The sequence below is a fragment of the Pedobacter frigiditerrae genome (assembly GCF_032678705.1).
Classification (GTDB): Bacteria; Bacteroidota; Bacteroidia; order Sphingobacteriales; family Sphingobacteriaceae; genus Pedobacter; species Pedobacter frigiditerrae_A.
This window is the reverse complement of sequence record NZ_JAVTSS010000002.1, coordinates 632,631-649,546: the sequence shown is the minus strand read 5'-3', so window position 1 is coordinate 649,546 and position 16,916 is coordinate 632,631. Positions and strand designations below refer to the sequence as shown.

Genomic DNA, 16,916 nt, shown 5'->3' with positions numbered 1-16,916 from the left:
TTAAACCTGCCGACAGTAGGGGTACTCCCGACTTTAGTTAAACTCCATAAACCATCCCTACGCCAGCATTACCTGGATCAGGTGCATTTAGAGGTTGAAGGTTGAAGGTAAAAAGGCTGAAGGTTTCCCTTTCCATCTTACATTTTCCCTCTTCCATCTAAAATGGGTATGTTCTCAGCCTTTATTTGTGTTTTTTACAAAACAAGGCACCCCTTATTGATGGTGCAAATGTAATGTAAAATGATTGAGATTAAAAAATTGATTTTGAAAAACGCAACAAAGACGTCACCCTGAATTTATTTCAGGGTCTTTTTTTGCAGGACAGGTGCTGAAATAAATTCAGCAGGAAGTGTCGATATGCGAAATCCCTAAATCAGCGGGAAAATTTATTTCTTTAAAAACCCATCAATAGCATCAATCGCATTTTGTAAGCGAGTTTCAATACCTCCAATTACTTTATAATTTGCGTTTAATGCTTTTAATTCTTTATGCCAAACTTCCATAAAATATTCACGCTTATGCGGAAAATCTCTTAGTGGGTCATCCTGCCAAGGTAAATCAATATCTAATAAAAGATAAAAATCATACGGGCGATTTGTCAAACCATCTAAAACAACCTGTGGTGTTTCTCCAAAAAATTCATCGCTCCAGATTTTTACGGTTGCAAAGGTTGTATCGCAGATAATGAATCCTGTTGCGGCCGTTGCCAAAATAGATTCTTCTAAAGCAACTTGCCCGTGAAACATATTAACCTCATCCTGTAAAGTGCAATCGTTAGTTAAAGCAGAACAGTAATAACGAGCATATTCTGGTACCCAAGGCACATTGTAATGTTTTGCCAAGGCGATGGATATGGTAGATTTGCCAGTGCTTTCAGGGCCAACAATGGCTATTTTCTTAATTGTTTTGTTCACGATAAATTTTTCTCCAATCTAAATAACCCATTGTGGCAATGCCGATGTATAGGGCGTACATCAACCCTGTTGCATATAAGTCTTTGGAAAAATATACACTTACATAAATTATATCCACAAAAATCCAGATTAACCAATTTTGTATAACACGCCTAGCCAAAAATACTTGTGCAATTAGACTACAAGCAGTACAAAAACTATCAATAAAAGGAAATGAAGCATTGGTTTTATGGAATAGGGTAAAGCCAAGTGCCAGGGTAAATACTATTACTCCTATAATTGAGAGGATAATTTCTTCCTTAGTAATGTTTATAATTGGACGCTCCAATGCTGGGTTTTCTTTTTGCTTGCTCCAATAATACCAGCCATAAATATTAGTAACCAGGAAATAAATCTGTAAACCTGCATCAGCATACAGCCTTCCCTCAAAAAATATGAAAACATAGATAATTACGCTAATGCAAGCAATTGGCCAGTTCCAAATATTGTTTTTTGCAGCTAACCATACACACAGTATTCCCGTGAATACGCCACACCATTCTAGCCAACCAGTTCCAAAAAGAAACTGCTTTATGCTTTCGCTAAATCCGCTTGCAAGTAATAACATGTTCAAAAGTATAAAATAGAAGTGAGTATTGAGAAGTAAGATTTAGGACTGACAAAATCTCTTAATCAAAAAAGTCCGATAGGAAACAACGCCTACCGGACAATAAACCAAACAAACTATTTATGAAGAATCCTCAAACTTGTTGAGGAAATTTTTAATCTAATTAGTATTCGGCGTCGAATTAAAATTAATTGCCGCCCTTACACTCACATCACTTGATAAAGTACTTCTTAAAGTATATTCCATTCTCACTCTCAAGTTATTCCCTTTCACATATTCATCTACAAAACGTGAGTTATCTACATCTAGTACAAGATTGTTGCCAATATTTTCAGAGACATCATTTCTTGACGCAACCATGACTTCTGCCCCAGCGCCATTAACTAAAAATATTTTTACGGATTTAAAAACACCTAGGTTCTGATTTGTTGGATTACTTGCATCTAACCTAACTGATGCAACCCTTACTTCCTTAATATAATTGGTGCCATTTTGATTACCAAAGATTTGGTCAAAACTGCTTGCCGAGCTTGTAGCGCTTAATGTTGTATTTATTTTTGAGCTTGCAGGGATAATCAAACTCGAAGTATAGGGGAAGGTAGATTTAATGATTGACTGTACTGTTGCACATCCTGCAATAATGCTGGAAATCACAACAAATGATAGAATTAATTTTTTCATAAGACCATAACAAATAAATAGTCTAAAAAGTTTTTTATGTTCTGTCTTGATTCTTAAAAAATAACTTCAACAAAAACAATTTTTTTAATACTGTGTTTAATTTTGTACATCACTGCCTATTAAATACTATACGGATGGAAAAGAATTACGCTTAATTAATAGAAGTTAAACTAAAAATTTACATCATGAAAAGAGCGAGTTTAGGAATTTTGGCTGTTGCAGGCTTATCGTTAGGATTGTTTGCATTTGGCTCAATTAAAGAAGGTGGCATACAAGGGAAAGTTACACCTGCAGAAGGTGCTAAGGAAGTTGTTGCGGTTGCAGGAACAGATACTTTAAGGAGTACCATAAGTAATGGAGCTTTTGTATTTAGTAAAGTAAAAAAGGGAACATATACCGTTTGGGTAAAAGCAAATGCACCTTATAAAGATACTTCGGTAGAAAATGTAGCAGTCACAGATAGCGCAACAACAGATATTGGAGAGATAAAGTTATTACAATAGAAATATTGTGTGTGTTAAAATGGAAAGAGGGCTTGATGTCCTCTTTTTTGTTGCAATAAATTTCAAAAAAGTCAAGCTTTTTTATATTCAAAAACCTATCTTTGCATCCCGACAGAGCTGTGGGAGTTTTTAATACATCGTAGCAAGGATTTCTCCCAGCTATTAGTCAGAATTTGACTTTTTACTTTAGACTTTTTTAAAAACCCACAATGCCTAAAGATCTCTCTATACAATCAGTACTTATTATTGGATCAGGACCTATTATCATTGGTCAAGCTTGCGAATTTGATTATGCTGGTTCTCAAGCCGCCCTTTCTCTTAAAGACGAAGGAATTACGGTTTCAATCATCAATTCGAATCCTGCAACCATCATGACGGATAAAGTTATTGGTGATCACGTTTACTTGTTACCACTAACATTAGATTCGATTGAGCAAATTTTAACTGACCACGCAACCAATCCAAACCTACCTAAAATTGATGCTGTATTGCCAACAATGGGTGGTCAAACTGCCTTAAACTTATGTGTTGATGCAGAGGAGCGTGGCATTTGGAAAGCACACGGTGTAAAAATCATCGGTGTAGATGTTGCCGCAATCGAAAAAACTGAAAATAGGGAATCTTTCCGTCAGTTAATGGTTGATATTGGTGTAGGTGTTGCTCCTTCAAAAATCGCAAACTCATTTTTAGAAGGTAAAGAAGCTGCTCAAGAAATTGGTTTTCCATTAGTAATTCGCCCATCATACACATTGGGCGGTTCTGGTGGTGGTTTTGTACACAAAAAAGAAGATTTCGATGCTGCTTTAAAACGTGGTTTAGAAGCTTCTCCAACTCATGAAGTTTTAGTAGAAAAAGCTGTTTTGGGATGGAAAGAATATGAGTTAGAGCTTTTGAGAGATGGAAATGATAACGTAATTATCATTTGTTCTATCGAAAACTTCGACCCAATGGGGATACACACGGGAGATTCAATTACTGTTGCTCCAGCCATGACTTTATCTGACCGTTGTTACCAAGAAATGCGTAATCAGGCTATAAAAATGATGCGTGCCATTGGTAATTTTGCTGGCGGATGTAATGTACAGTTCTCAGTAAATCCAGATAATGATGATATCATCGCTATCGAAATCAATCCTCGTGTTTCTCGTTCATCAGCGTTAGCAAGTAAGGCAACTGGTTATCCAATTGCAAAAATCGCTGCTAAACTGGCAATCGGTTACAACTTAGATGAGATTGAAAATCAAATTACTAAAACAACTTCAGCATATTTTGAGCCTACTTTAGATTATGTAATCGTAAAAGTTCCTCGTTGGAATTTCGATAAATTTAAAGGAGCTAACATGGAACTTGGCTTGCAGATGAAATCTGTAGGTGAGGTAATGGCAATTGGCCGTAGCTTTATCGAAGCTTTACAAAAAGCTTGTCAGAGTTTAGAAATTGGTAGAGCTGGTTTAGGTGCAGACGGCAGACAAAAAAGAAATATCGAAGAAATCATGCATGGCTTAGAGCATCCAAGCTGGAACCGTTTGTTCCTGATTAAAGATGCAATGAGTATGGGTGTGCCTTTAGAATCTATCCGTAAGGTAACCAAAATAGATAAATGGTTCTTGTCTCAAATTCAAGAATTAGTAAATTTAGAGGTAGAACTTAAACGTTATTCTTTAAACAATATTCCAAGAGATTTCTTCTTCAATTTAAAACAAAGAGGTTTCTCTGATATTCAAATTGCATACGTTTTAGGTAACGTTACCGAAGATGATGTTTACAACCGCAGAAAAGAATTAGGCATTAAACGTGTTTATAAAATGGTTGATACTTGTGCAGCTGAGTTTGCAGCACAAACACCATATTTTTACTCAACTTTTGAAGAATCTCCAATCCAAATTTCTTTGGTTGGTAACGAAATACTTTCAGATGGCGACGAATTAGGTTCGAATGAATCAATCGTGTCTGATAAGAAAAAAGTTATCGTTTTAGGGTCTGGCCCGAATAGAATTGGTCAGGGGATAGAATTTGATTACTCTTGTGTACACGGATTACTTGCTGCAAAAGAAAGTGGTTTCGAAGCGATCATGATTAACTGTAATCCAGAAACGGTTTCTACAGATTTTAACATGGCCGATAAATTATACTTCGAACCAGTTTTCTGGGAACATGTACGTGAGATTATCGAACTTGAAAATCCAGTTGGCGTAATTGTACAATTAGGTGGACAAACAGCACTTAAAATGGCTGAAAAACTTCACGAGAACAATATCAAAATTATCGGTACTGCTTACAACGATATGGATGTTGCCGAAGACCGCGGCCGTTTCTCAGATTTGTTAAAAGAATTAGATATTCCTTATCCAAGATACGGAGTTGCAGAAAATGCTGAAGAGGCAATCGTAGTTGCAAATGAAGTTGGTTATCCAGTTTTGGTTCGTCCGAGTTACGTTTTAGGCGGACAAGGAATGAGCATTGTAATTAACGATGAGGATTTAGAAAAGGCAGTAGTTAAATTGTTGGGAGATTTGCCAGGTAATCGCGTACTTATCGACCACTTTTTAGATAGAGCAGAAGAAACAGAATCAGATTCAATTTCTGATGGAACTGATTGCCATATTGTTGGTTTAATGGAACACATCGAACCTGCAGGTATTCACTCTGGAGATTCATTTGCAGTATTACCGCCATTCAGCTTATCTGAAAAGGTTATTGCTGATATGGAAACTTACTCTAAGAAAATTGCAAAAGCGTTAAACGTAATAGGATTATTGAACATTCAATTTGCGGTTAAAAACGATAAAGTATATGTAATTGAGGCGAACCCGAGAGCATCTCGTACCGTTCCTTTCATTGCAAAAGCTTATGATGTACCATATATCAACATCGCTGCTAGAATTATGTTGGGAGTAAACAAATTAAAAGACTTTACAATTGTCCGTAAACTAAAGGGATATGCGATTAAAGAGCCAGTTTTCTCTTTCGATAAATTCCCTGAAGTAACGAAAGAATTAGGTCCAGAAATGAAATCGACAGGAGAGTCAATCCGTTTTATTAAAGATTTAGAAGACCCTTATTTCCGTAAATTGTACAAAGATAAATCGATGTATTTGTCTAAGTAAAACAAAAAATATAATGTCAGTCTGACGTGTGCCGATTTTACATCGGTAGCTTGTCGAAGACTAGTCGATAAATTAAATCCCTTAGCGAAAGTTGAGGGATTTTTTGTTGTTTGTCATTCAGACTTGTACCGATCCGATAGCTATCGGATTTACATCGGTAGCGTAGCGAAGAATCTCTGCGATAAATAATAATTGGCCTATCGGTTGGTGTCTCACCGACCGAAATTTTTGAAGCGCAATAACACTACAGCAATTAAGGGCAGTCCAACTTTCCGCTATATCTTTTTAATGTTCTTCGACTACACTCAGAATGACATTAAAAAGTATGTCGCTTCAATTTGGGCTATTTAACTTAGGCTACTGCAAGGAAACCGTACATAGTTTCACAAACCTGCGTAAACTAAACCCGTCCCGATAGCTATCGGGAGCAACGAAAAGCCCGCAGCGAGGAACGAGTGAGGACTTGAAGTAAAAGCGGGACTAACGTCAAGATGAAATGCTGTTTTTGCTTTCTAAATAATAATCTGATAATCTGTGGCTATCATTTATTGTTTAGTCCAAATCCTTGTATTCAAATCTAGTTCGTGTACAATATCATACATAAAGCCAAGAACAGACATGTCATCATCCAGCAAGTCTGGCCTTAATAACGTTTTATAAACAGGAGCTTCGAAATAGTTTTTATCTAATGGAAAAGCAATATACATACTCGAATTGATAAACGATAGCGAAACGGTATATGCAGAACGTTGATTTAGGTCGTTAATTCTCTCCATCATTGCAGGAGTTAAAACATAACGGGCTTCAACCTGGTCGGTACTGTAAGTCACAAAATTCTTGTTAAAGCCATCATTTTCCAGTTCAACAACATTTTTATCGCCAACAGAAAATATGTTTTTAGAAAACCAGGCGCCAATAGAAGAGCCAAAATCTTTGGGCCTAACTACAGTAACACCATTAAAGTTTTTGTTAAAATCGGCAACAAATACAATTCCTTTTAGAATATCATGCCAAGTAGTTTGCGTTCCGTTTTTGGTACGTGTTTCGGTTTTGTATTCGGCATGAACTTCAGCAAAATAGAATGAGGTTTTATCTATCTTGCCACAAACTAAATCTTCAGTATGGTATCGGTCTATACCAGTTGTAAATAGTTGTGAAGAGGTGAATTCTGATTCAGATATTCCATTGCTAGGGTCTAATGTTAAACATTGGTCTACAGAACTTAATGCAGCGCCTACTACTTCTCGTTTAAAACGACTTTTGTATTGAGCAGTATCATCGCTTATTTTGTACAGCATAACTCCGCCAGGAATTACAGCAGCAGCACCCACTAATAACCCAGCTATTAACCCACCAAAATTGGTAACAAGAAAAGCTAATAAGATGCCACCTAAAATTAAGCCCCAACCTTTATAATTGGTCGAAACTATTTTTTTGCGCTGAATTTCTAGTTCATCAAGAACGCTTTGAACCGCAGGGCTTATTACAAAATTGACTGCCATTAATTATTGAAAAGTTCTTTAGCGCTCACATTTTTGCGTTCTTCAGCAGCAGTTTCTAAAACTGGCATAGGTTGGTAACCAAGCATTCCTGCAAACATATTGCCTGGGAACATCATTACAGCATTATTGTAAGTTGTAACAGATGAGTTATAATTTCTTCTGGCTGCGGCGATTTGCTCTTCACTTTCTGTCCAAGTGCTTTGAAGGTTTAAGAAGTTTGTGTTTGCCTTTAAATCTGGATAATTCTCTACACTAACCATTAAGCCTTTTACAGCAGAGCCAATTTGTTGGTCTAAAGCTAATTTATCGCTTTCACTAACATTGCTACCCATAGCTTTACCTCTTAATTCTGTAATTTTAGTTAAAGTATCGCCTTCGTATTGCATGTATTGCTTTACGGTTTCAACAAGGTTTGGTATTAAATCGAAACGTTTTTTAAGCATCACATCAATTGCAGAAAATGCATTAGCAACTTGATTTTTCTTACTTATTAATGAGTTATAAATTCCTATACCGATAATTAATACAAGGATGGCAATTACTGCTACAATAATCATTTTGTTTGTTTTTAGTGGAGGTTAAATATAAATATATCATTAAGATATATAATTGATTTAGGTGTTACAAAAATTAGCAACAAAAAAAGAACCCTGTTGCGGAGACAACAGGGTTCAAATCAATCAATATTAAAAAGGAGAACCTTCTTAATCCTCCAAAATTACAACTCCTTTTGCTTCAAACACAATTTCTTTTTTAGGTTGTGTAATTTTTGCTATTTCTTCAGCTGATTTCTTGGCATCTTCAGCAAAATGTTTTTGGTCTTCAACCGAAGTTTCTTTTCTTTCTGCGAAACCATCAATTACAACTTTTTTTCCTGCTAGGTCTTTAGGCATAAAAAAAGCATAGTCTTTAAAGTTTACAAACATAGTTTTACCGTTAGGTAATTCTAAATTCATGAAACAACCTTTTTTCTGGCAAACCAAAGTAACTAAACCTGTTACTTTCATATCTTTTTTAGTTTTATCACCTAAAGTAGATTCTATTTGTGCAGTTGTTATTACATCCCCTTTTTTAACCCCTTCGCCAAAAGATTTTCCTTTGTAAGCATCTTGCGCAAACGCAAAAGCAGTAAATAGGCATAAAGCCAAGCTTAAAACAATTTTCTTCATATCAATTTATTTAATTTGGTATAACTCAATTTCTTATCTATTACAAAAGTATTTAAAATCTTGCTAATTCTTTTGATAATTTATTCAGAAAAAAACCTCACTGCTTCCAGCAGTGAGGTCAATCATCCCTATTTGTTTTGTAAGCATCCATTAATGGAACTAAAACACAGAACATAAGGCAATAACATGTCCAAATGGGGGTAATAAAATGAGTTTAATATTAACTATTTGATTATGTGTAGTTTAATAGTCAGCAACTTAAAAAAGCAACAGAAATACTTGATTTAAAACGAGAAACATTTCCCCAAAAAATCATAATATGAGAAATGAGTTGCCTGTGTACGCTTAAAATTTAGCCAAAGAGCAAAGAAAAAACTTCTTCAATTTTGCTAACCGTTATTATTTCTATTTTAAATTTATCCTTTACTAATCCCTTTAGGTTATAATTAGAAATGAAGATTTTTTCGAAACCTAACTTTTCTGCTTCAGATATTCTTTGTTCTATTCTATTAACAGCCCTAATTTCTCCAGATAAACCAACTTCTGCTGCAAAGCAGATTTTTGAGGAAATAAAAATATCTTCATGAGAAGAAATAATTGCAGCCATTATCGCAAGGTCAATTGCAGGGTCTTCTACTTTTATACCGCCAGCAATATTTAAGAAAACATCTTTTGCACTTAGCCTAAATCCGCATCTTTTCTCTAACACAGCTAAAAGCATGTTCATTCGCTTTGTGTCAAAGCCTGTAGCAGAGCGCTGGGGAGTTCCGTATGCCGCAACGCTAACCAATGCCTGTGTTTCGATTAGCATCGGTCTTGCGCCTTCTAATGTAGCGCCAATTGTTATGCCACTTAACTCTTCATCCCTTTGAGATAGTAAAATTTCTGAAGGATTAGATACTTCTCTTAGTCCACTGCTTTGCATGGCATAAATTCCCAATTCTGCAGCAGCACCAAACCGATTTTTAATCGACCTTAAAATTCTATAAATATGATGTCTATCTCCTTCAAATTGAAGTACGGTATCCACCATGTGTTCTAAAATTTTTGGTCCTGCAATCGCACCATCTTTAGTAATATGGCCTATTAGAAATACTGGTGTATTTGTTTCCTTTGCAAAACGTAATAGTTCTGCTGTGCATTCTCTTACTTGTGAAACACTTCCTGGCGTAGATTCGATATGAGCAGAATGTAATGTTTGAATAGAATCTACAATTACAATTTCTGGTTCTAATTGCTCAATTTGCTTAAATATGTTTTGGGTTGATGTTTCTGTAAGGATATAACAATCTGATTTTGGATTTGCTGTAATCCGCTCTGCACGCATCTTGATTTGCTGCTCACTTTCTTCGCCAGAAACATATAAGATTTTTCTTCCGGCAATATTTAATGCTAATTGTAGCATTAAGGTAGATTTTCCTATTCCTGGTTCCCCTCCAATTAAAATAACAGAGCCAGCAACTAAGCCGCCTCCTAAAACCCTATCTAATTCCGAATCGCCAGTGGAAGTTCTTTCTTCCGTTGCACTTAAAATTTCTTCTACCTTGCTTGGTTTGCTTAATCTTTGTGTGCCAGAGGGCGATTTCCACGTAGGAACATTGGTAGCGCCTTTATCAATAATTTCTTCAACAAAAGTATTCCATTGATTGCAAGAAGGACATTTACCTAGCCATTTTGCAGATTCATAACCACAACTTTGACAGAAATAAGCAGATTTAGTTTTAGCCAATTTGATTTATGATTTTAAATTTTTGATTTACGATTGGTAATTACGAATTTAAACCTAATGAATGGAAAAATATGATTAAGTTTTAAACAAAAATGCCTGATTTCATTTTTGAAATCAGGCATTTGTAATTCGTAAATTTAAAACCTTAATTACAATTTTATCTCTTCATCTTTTGAAGATAAAAAATGAAACTCAGTTAAGTTATAAGAAGATATCGCTTTAACCCTAATGCGTTGTCCAAATTTCAAGAACCATTTCCATTTTAGGGAAATTAATCCTTTGTTAATGAAAGCTGCAATGTAAGGATGCACACAAAGTGTAATATTCTTTTCATTCTGCTCTTGCAAAATGTAAGTTAAGTTACTTTCAATGTCGTCCATTAAAACGATACTGGCTTTAATTTCGCCAGTACCATCACAAGTTGGGCATTTCTCAACCGTAACAATGTTCATCTCTGGTCTAACACGTTGACGGGTAATTTGTACTAAGCCAAATTTACTTGGAGGTAAAATGGTGTGTTTAGCACGGTCTAACAACATCAACTCGCGTAGATAATCAAAGAGCATTTTTCTATTGGCTGGTTTATGCATATCGATAAAATCGATAACAACAATACCACCCATATCTCGCAATCTCAACTGACGAGCAATTTCTTTAGCAGCTTCTTTATTTACTTGAAGTGCATTTTCTTCTTGATTTTCTTTGCTAGCAGTTCTATTACCGCTGTTTACATCAATAACGTGTAAAGCTTCGGTATGTTCTACTACCAAATAAGCTCCGCCAGCAAGATTTACTGTTTTGCCGAAGCCATTTTTAATTTGTTTCTCAACACCAAAATGCTCAAAAATTGGTTCTTTATGTTTATACAGCTTAACGATTTTTTCCATCTCTGGAGAAATTTCGTGCACATAAGAACGAATATCTTCGAACAGGTTTGCATCATTTACATGTACGTTTGTAAAATCGGTGCTTAAAATATCTCTGATTAGGGTAGAAGTACGATCCATCTCTCCCCAAACACGTTTAGAAGGTTCTGCATCGGGCAACTTTTTAGTAAAGTTTTCCCATTTGGATACAGAATCCAATAAATCTTTTTGTAATTCGGCAACGCCTTTTCCTTCGGAAACGGTTCTAATGATTACTCCAAAGTTTTTAGGCTTAATACTTTCAATAATCTTTTTTAAACGATTACGTTCGGTATTGCTTTTAATCTTTTTAGAAATCGAAATTACGTTCGAAAAAGGAACTAAGACAATGTATCTTCCTGCAATAGAAAGATCAGAGCTTAATCTTGGTCCTTTAGTAGAAATTGGTTCTTTAGCAATTTGAACAGGTAAGATCAAATTCTTGCTGACAATTTCGGATATTTTACCCGCTTTATTAATGTCGGCCTCTAATTTAAAATTGTCTAATAAAGTTCCATTGACTGTGCCGTTACGCTTAATTTTAGTAAGCTTTATTAAAGATTGTACTTGCGGACCTAAATCGAAATAATGCAAAAATGCATCTTTCTCATAACCCACATCAACAAATGCAGCATTTAGGCCGGGCATAATTTTTTTAATGCGACCTAAATAAATATCGCCTACGGCGTAATTATTGTTGATTTGCTCTTTATGTATTTCTACAAGGTACTTGTCTTCAATTAAAGCTATGGTTACTCCCGCAGGAGTAGAATCGATTATTAATTCCTTTACCAAAAGCTACAGATTTTAAGGCAATTAATGCCTTATTACACATGGACCAAAAAACATTGAATCCAAAAATAAATGCTCTATGTAAGAAACATTTATTTTTGGCCAAAGCACTAATAGGAAAATCCTATTTTTTCTTGTGTCTGTTTTTTCTTAGACGTTTTTTACGTTTGTGCGTAGCCATTTTATGTCTTTTTCTTTTTTTACCGCTTGGCATAATTTTAAGTTTTTAATGTTTTTATTAATTCTGTTAATTAACGTTTATTCTTTAACTCAGCCACCTTCTTATCTATAAAGCCCGATAAAGTAGGATTCGCTGCTAATTTTTTGCTATTTAAATAAGCGTCTATTGCTTCTGTGTTTTTTCCTAGATTTTCATAAGCCGTAGCTAAGTAAAAATAGGCATCTGGTGTAGCTTTGATGTTGCTAATGATATCGTTAAAACGAATTATAGCTTTGTCAAACTGACCAGATTTAATCGCAAACATACCTAAATTCATATTTGCTTTTAAGTTTTTTGGATCTTTCTTAACCACATCCAATAACATTGCGATACCACTCATTGGAGCACCTAAACCATTAACGATAGTAATCCCTAACCCAGTTTTAGCATCGTTATTGTTGGTGTCAATTGCTAGTGCTTTGGTAAAAGCATTATTAGCCTTTTGCAGCATAGCTGGTTGTATCAAGCTGTCTTGGGTGTTGTCAAAAGCTTTCAAAAAACGAGTTCCTGCATTCAGCCAATTAGAAAGCGTACCTTCATTATTGGCAACAACCTCTAAGTACATTGCACTTGGTATAGATTGTTCAACGTCATCCCATTTCTGAGCTAATGTTTTGGCAGTTGTAATTTTATCTGCTTCCGAAGCACTTTTATATGAGCTTTCTAAAGCAATAATCTCTTTGGCAGTTGCACTGCTTACTAAGTTTTTTGCTGTGTTAGAAACTTCTTCAATAGTAATTTTCGGAGCCGATGACGAAGTAGAGGCTTGCCCATTGGTTGGCATTTTACCAGCTTCATCTTTTGGTTTAACCAAACCCTTAACGTCTCTAGTAAACAAAAATCCGCCAAGCAATAATATTGCGACAATAAGAATAACTTGTTTTGAACGGATATTGTTTAACATAAGGAATTAAGCTTCTGCTTTAACTTTTTTAGAATTGTTTTTTACTTTATCAACAAATACTTTTGCTGGTTTAAAGCTAGGAACAAAATGTTCTGGGATAATGATAGCAGTGTTTTTAGAAATATTTCTAGCAGTTTTTTGTGCTCTCTTTTTTACAACGAAACTTCCAAAGCCTCTAACATATACATTTTCGCCACCAATCATACTGTTTTTGATTACTTTGAAAAATGCCTCAACTGTTTCTTGTACATCTACTTTCTCAATGCCTGTTTTTGTTGATATTTCTGAAATAATATCTGCCTTAGTCATATTTTTCTATTTTATTAAGTTATTGTGTATTTAATATTATAACTGTTTTGGGGTTGCAAAAGTATTGCTTTTTAATGAGATAGGAAAATAAAAGATGATTTATTTACAATCAAAATCATCATGTTACTGCAAGTTTTAATAAAAAGATAAGTTTTGATTGTATTTTTGATGAAATGAGCTTCCAAACTGAAATAATAAAATGGTATAAAATTAATAAACGCGATCTTCCTTGGCGTAGTACAACCGATCCTTATGTAATTTGGTTATCTGAAATTATCTTACAACAGACTAGGGTTGAGCAAGGCTTACCTTACTTTAATAAGTTCTTGGAGAATTTCCCTACAGTAAAAGCTTTTGCAAGTGCTACTGAAAATGAAGTTTTAAAACTTTGGCAGGGGTTAGGTTATTATTCTAGAGGTAGAAATATGCTTTATACGGCTAAGCAAGTAATGGAAATGCATAATGGGAATTTTCCAAAAGCCTATGAAAAGTTAATTAAACTGAAAGGAATAGGCGATTATACTGCAGCTGCTATTTCTTCCTTCTCGAATAATGAATCTAAAGCTGTTTTGGATGGGAATGTTTTTAGGGTGTTGTCTCGATATTTCAGAATTGAAGAACCAATTAACTCTACAAATGGTAAAAAGATATTTTCATCGCTTGCTCAAAAATTAATTGAAGATCATAAACCATCGGTATACAATCAAGCGATTATGGAATTTGGTGCGTTGCAATGTAAACCAAAATCGCCAGCTTGCAATATTTGCCCTTTACAATTTGGCTGCTTTGCGCTTAAAAATCACAAAGTGGATGTATTGCCTGTAAAACTCAAAAAGGTAAAAGTGAGAGAAAGATGGTTTAATTATTTTGTCGGATTTAAAGATGATAAAATTTTAATTAAACAGCGTCAAGCCGGAGACATTTGGCAACAGATGTATGATTTTCCTCTAATCGAGACTAATGATGTTGCGGGCTTAAACGATAATGATTTTACCGCAACTATAAGAGAGATGTTTGGTAACGATGTAAAAATCAAATCTTTGGTGCAAAAAAAACATATTTTAACTCACCAAATTATATATGTTCATTTTTTTGGTTTAGAAAATTATATGATTAACTTTAATGTGCATACAGATATTAAATCGGTTACGCTTGAAGATTTAGCTACTTTACCACATCCAAAAGTTATAAGCGATTTTTTTGAATTGTATTTGCAAAACAAACCAAATATTTAATCTATGTCCGGTATTAACAAAGTTATTTTAGTGGGGCACCTGGGTAAGGATCCAGAAGTCCGACATTTAGAAGGTGGCGTAACAGTTGCTAGCTTTCCTTTAGCAACATCTGAAACGTATAATAAAGATGGTAAACGCGTTGAGCAAACAGAATGGCACAATATCGTGCTGTGGAGAGGTTTGGCAGAGGTGGCCTCAAAATATCTTCAAAAGGGAAAATTAGTCTATATTGAAGGAAAATTAAGAACACGCTCTTTTGAAGATAAGGAGAAAGTGAAAAAATATGTAACTGAAGTTGTTGCGGAGAATTTCACAATGCTTGGAAGAAAAAGTGACTTTGAGAACACCCCAGTGAGCTCTGGCACTCCAAAAAGTGAAGATGATTATATAACACCAAATGGTGATTCTGTGGCTGAAACCGGCGACTTACCCTTTTGAGAAATACAAAGTAAAACAAAGAAGCCTCAAAATTAATTTTGAGGCTTCTTTGTTCTTATTCAACTGTAACAGATTTTGCTAAATTCCTTGGCTGATCTACATTACAACCTCTTAATACAGCTATATGGTATGATAATAGTTGAAGTGGAATAGTTGCAAGCAATGGTAAAAATGCTTCGTTCGCGTCAGGTATTTCAATACAATAATCAGCCATTTTTTTAACTTCTGTATCACCTTCTGTAACAATAGCTATAACAACTCCTTTTCTAGCCTTAACCTCTTGAATGTTGCTGATTACCTTTTCGTAGGATGAATTTTTAGTCGCTATCACAACAACTGGCATTTCTTCATCTATTAAAGCAATCGGCCCATGTTTCATTTCCGCTGCAGGGTAGCCTTCTGCATGTATATATGAGATTTCCTTTAATTTTAATGCGCCTTCTAGTGCAACTGGAAAGCCGCTTCCTCTTCCTAAAAATAAACAATTCCTAGAATCTTTAAACTTCTCAGAAATTTCTTTAACGATATCATTAGATTTTAAGGCTAACTGTATCTTATCGGGTATCGAATCAAGCTCGGTTAATAGCTCGATCAATTTAGAACTGGTAATTGTTCCTCTTTGTTGAGCCATATAAAAGGCTATTAATGTTAACACCGTTACTTGTGCGGTAAATGCTTTAGTTGATGCTACACCAATTTCAGGTCCAGCATGTGTATATACACCTGCATGAGTAATTCTGGGAATTGATGCCCCAACAACATTACAAACTCCAAAAATAGTAGCACCTTTTTCTTTGGCCATTTCTATTGCGGCCATAGTATCTGCCGTTTCACCGGATTGAGATATGGCAATAACTACATCTTTTTCGGTAATAATCGGATTTCTATACCTAAATTCAGATGCATATTCTACTTCAACAGGTATACGAGCGTACTCCTCAATTAAGTATTCTCCTACCAAACCAGCATGCCAAGAAGTTCCGCAAGCCACGATAATGATACGATCAATGTTTTTAAGCTTGTCAACAAATTCCTTAATTCCTCCCAATTGTACTTTACCTTCTTCGGGATAAATTCTTCCTCTCAAACAATCTCTAATAGAACGAGGTTGCTCATAGATTTCCTTTAGCATAAAGTGATCATAACCACCTTTTTCTAACATTTCTAGTTTAAGTTCTAGCTCTTGTATATAAGGTGTTTGAACAACATTATCTAAACGTTTAATCATTAACTCGTCGCGTTTTAAAAAGGCAATCTCATTATCGTTAAGATAAATTACGTTTTTTGTGTATTCAATAATCGGTGTAGCGTCTGAGGCAATAAAATATTCTCCTTGCCCAACACCAATTACCATTGGACTTCCTTTTCTTGCGGCAATAAGTTGGTCTGGCTTATCTTGATCCATCACAACAATTGCATAAGCGCCACTTACTTCTTTTAAAGCTAACCTTACGGCCTCTAACAAGTCGTTGTGTTCATTCTTATAAATTTCTTCTATTAAATGAATTAATACTTCAGTATCTGTATCGCTTTTGAATGTGTGTCCTCTTCTTAGTAGTTCTTCTTTTAGAATAGCGTAATTTTCTATAATACCATTATGAATAATGGTCAATCTTCCATTGTCTGAAGTATGCGGGTGTGAGTTTCTATCAGAAGGCGCTCCATGCGTTGCCCATCTAGTATGTCCCATACCAATCGTTCCTGCTAAGTCTTTGCCTTCCGCAAAATTTTCAAGTTCATTAACTTTACCGGCTTTTTTATATATATTTAAATTGCCGCTCTCAATCAAGGCAATACCTGCACTATCATATCCTCGATATTCTAACCTTTTTAATCCTTTTAGTACAATTGGCCAAGCTTCTCTAAACCCTATATACCCTACAATTCCACACATAAAATGT

General features: G+C 35.0%; 15 protein-coding genes and 1 riboswitch. Of the genes, 4 read left to right on the top strand and 11 right to left on the bottom strand.

The annotated features are described in order from the left end of the window. Positions 1-37 precede the first annotated feature (37 nt). A riboswitch (TPP riboswitch) is annotated at positions 38-224 on the bottom strand. A 162-nt stretch (positions 225-386) separates the two neighbouring features. The 3 genes from R2Q59_RS13450 to R2Q59_RS13440 form a co-directional block, all read right to left on the bottom strand. Further along, a complete protein-coding gene (locus R2Q59_RS13450) occupies positions 387-914 on the bottom strand; it encodes an ATP-binding protein (protein WP_316785858.1) in 528 nt (175 codons plus the stop codon). Continuing rightward, positions 898-1,521, bottom strand: coding sequence for a nicotinamide riboside transporter PnuC (gene pnuC, locus R2Q59_RS13445; RefSeq protein WP_316769788.1), 624 nt, complete (start codon positions 1,519-1,521; stop codon positions 898-900). The genes R2Q59_RS13450 and pnuC overlap by 17 nt, the downstream gene beginning before the upstream one ends. A 159-nt stretch (positions 1,522-1,680) precedes the next feature. Beyond that, complete coding sequence (locus tag R2Q59_RS13440) at positions 1,681-2,202, bottom strand: hypothetical protein (protein ID WP_316785857.1); 522 nt, start codon at positions 2,200-2,202, stop codon at positions 1,681-1,683. A gap of 185 nt (positions 2,203-2,387) precedes the next feature. Here R2Q59_RS13440 and R2Q59_RS13435 point away from each other — a divergent pair, with 185 nt between their 5' ends. Together R2Q59_RS13435 and carB are read left to right on the top strand one after the other, a co-directional pair. Next, positions 2,388-2,705 carry a carboxypeptidase-like regulatory domain-containing protein gene (locus tag R2Q59_RS13435; RefSeq protein WP_316785856.1) on the top strand — a complete coding sequence of 106 codons (318 nt, stop codon included), beginning with the start codon at positions 2,388-2,390 and terminating at the stop codon, positions 2,703-2,705. Between the two features lie 209 nt (positions 2,706-2,914). Next, on the top strand, positions 2,915-5,812 hold the full coding sequence (gene carB, locus R2Q59_RS13430; RefSeq protein ID WP_316785855.1) for a carbamoyl-phosphate synthase large subunit: 2,898 nt from the start codon (positions 2,915-2,917) through the stop codon (positions 5,810-5,812). Positions 5,813-6,357: 545 nt separating this feature from the next. On the opposite strand, the gene R2Q59_RS13425 is transcribed toward carB, so the two are convergent. The 7 genes from R2Q59_RS13425 to R2Q59_RS13395 form a co-directional block, all read right to left on the bottom strand. Then, complete coding sequence (locus R2Q59_RS13425; protein ID WP_316785854.1) at positions 6,358-7,314, bottom strand: DUF3137 domain-containing protein; 957 nt, start codon at positions 7,312-7,314, stop codon at positions 6,358-6,360. Continuing rightward, the gene (locus tag R2Q59_RS13420; protein ID WP_316785853.1) at positions 7,314-7,871 is read right to left on the bottom strand and encodes a LemA family protein; all 558 of its coding nucleotides are present in this window, start codon (positions 7,869-7,871) and stop codon (positions 7,314-7,316) included. The genes R2Q59_RS13425 and R2Q59_RS13420 overlap by 1 nt, the downstream gene beginning before the upstream one ends. Positions 7,872-8,018: 147 nt before the next feature. Further along, complete coding sequence (locus tag R2Q59_RS13415) at positions 8,019-8,483, bottom strand: DUF4920 domain-containing protein (protein WP_316769779.1); 465 nt, start codon at positions 8,481-8,483, stop codon at positions 8,019-8,021. A gap of 352 nt (positions 8,484-8,835) precedes the next feature. Then, positions 8,836-10,212 (bottom strand): DNA repair protein RadA, encoded by a 1,377-nt coding sequence (gene radA / locus R2Q59_RS13410; RefSeq protein WP_316785852.1) that lies wholly within the window; start codon positions 10,210-10,212, stop codon positions 8,836-8,838. Positions 10,213-10,361: 149 nt separating this feature from the next. Continuing rightward, positions 10,362-11,912 carry an Rne/Rng family ribonuclease gene (locus R2Q59_RS13405; RefSeq protein ID WP_316785851.1) on the bottom strand — a complete coding sequence of 517 codons (1,551 nt, stop codon included), beginning with the start codon at positions 11,910-11,912 and terminating at the stop codon, positions 10,362-10,364. Between the two features lie 248 nt (positions 11,913-12,160). After that, complete coding sequence (locus tag R2Q59_RS13400) at positions 12,161-13,033, bottom strand: tetratricopeptide repeat protein (protein ID WP_316769773.1); 873 nt, start codon at positions 13,031-13,033, stop codon at positions 12,161-12,163. A 6-nt stretch (positions 13,034-13,039) separates the two neighbouring features. After that, positions 13,040-13,342: an HU family DNA-binding protein gene (locus R2Q59_RS13395; RefSeq protein WP_055133196.1), complete on the bottom strand. Its 303-nt coding sequence runs from the start codon at positions 13,340-13,342 to the stop codon at positions 13,040-13,042. A gap of 173 nt (positions 13,343-13,515) precedes the next feature. Here R2Q59_RS13395 and mutY point away from each other — a divergent pair, with 173 nt between their 5' ends. Next, positions 13,516-14,577 (top strand): A/G-specific adenine glycosylase, encoded by a 1,062-nt coding sequence (gene mutY / locus R2Q59_RS13390; protein WP_316785850.1) that lies wholly within the window; start codon positions 13,516-13,518, stop codon positions 14,575-14,577. Positions 14,578-14,580: 3 nt separating this feature from the next. Then, entirely contained in the window at positions 14,581-15,015 is a 435-nt protein-coding gene (locus R2Q59_RS13385; RefSeq protein ID WP_316769767.1) for a single-stranded DNA-binding protein, read from the top strand. 55 nt (positions 15,016-15,070) lie between these two features. Here R2Q59_RS13385 and glmS read toward each other — a convergent pair whose 3' ends face one another. Further along, on the bottom strand, positions 15,071-16,909 hold the full coding sequence (gene glmS, locus R2Q59_RS13380) for a glutamine--fructose-6-phosphate transaminase (isomerizing) (protein ID WP_316785849.1): 1,839 nt from the start codon (positions 16,907-16,909) through the stop codon (positions 15,071-15,073). Positions 16,910-16,916 lie beyond the last annotated feature (7 nt).

Bases quoted from the DNA above. Each gene is read 5' to 3' on its own strand.
- pnuC (WP_316769788.1), bottom strand. From the start codon at position 1,521: ATGTTATTACTTGCAAGCGGATTTAGCGAAAGCATAAAGCAGTTTCTT.
- R2Q59_RS13440 (WP_316785857.1), bottom strand. From the start codon at position 2,202: ATGAAAAAATTAATTCTATCATTTGTTGTGATTTCCAGCATTATTGCA.
- R2Q59_RS13435 (WP_316785856.1), top strand. From the start codon at position 2,388: ATGAAAAGAGCGAGTTTAGGAATTTTGGCTGTTGCAGGCTTATCGTTA.
- carB (WP_316785855.1), top strand. From the start codon at position 2,915: ATGCCTAAAGATCTCTCTATACAATCAGTACTTATTATTGGATCAGGA.
- R2Q59_RS13425 (WP_316785854.1), bottom strand. From the start codon at position 7,314: ATGGCAGTCAATTTTGTAATAAGCCCTGCGGTTCAAAGCGTTCTTGAT.
- R2Q59_RS13420 (WP_316785853.1), bottom strand. From the start codon at position 7,871: ATGATTATTGTAGCAGTAATTGCCATCCTTGTATTAATTATCGGTATA.
- R2Q59_RS13415 (WP_316769779.1), bottom strand. From the start codon at position 8,483: ATGAAGAAAATTGTTTTAAGCTTGGCTTTATGCCTATTTACTGCTTTT.
- R2Q59_RS13400 (WP_316769773.1), bottom strand. From the start codon at position 13,033: ATGTTAAACAATATCCGTTCAAAACAAGTTATTCTTATTGTCGCAATA.
- R2Q59_RS13395 (WP_055133196.1), bottom strand. From the start codon at position 13,342: ATGACTAAGGCAGATATTATTTCAGAAATATCAACAAAAACAGGCATT.
- mutY (WP_316785850.1), top strand. From the start codon at position 13,516: ATGAGCTTCCAAACTGAAATAATAAAATGGTATAAAATTAATAAACGC.
- R2Q59_RS13385 (WP_316769767.1), top strand. From the start codon at position 14,581: ATGTCCGGTATTAACAAAGTTATTTTAGTGGGGCACCTGGGTAAGGAT.
- glmS (WP_316785849.1), bottom strand. From the start codon at position 16,909: ATGTGTGGAATTGTAGGGTATATAGGGTTTAGAGAAGCTTGGCCAATT.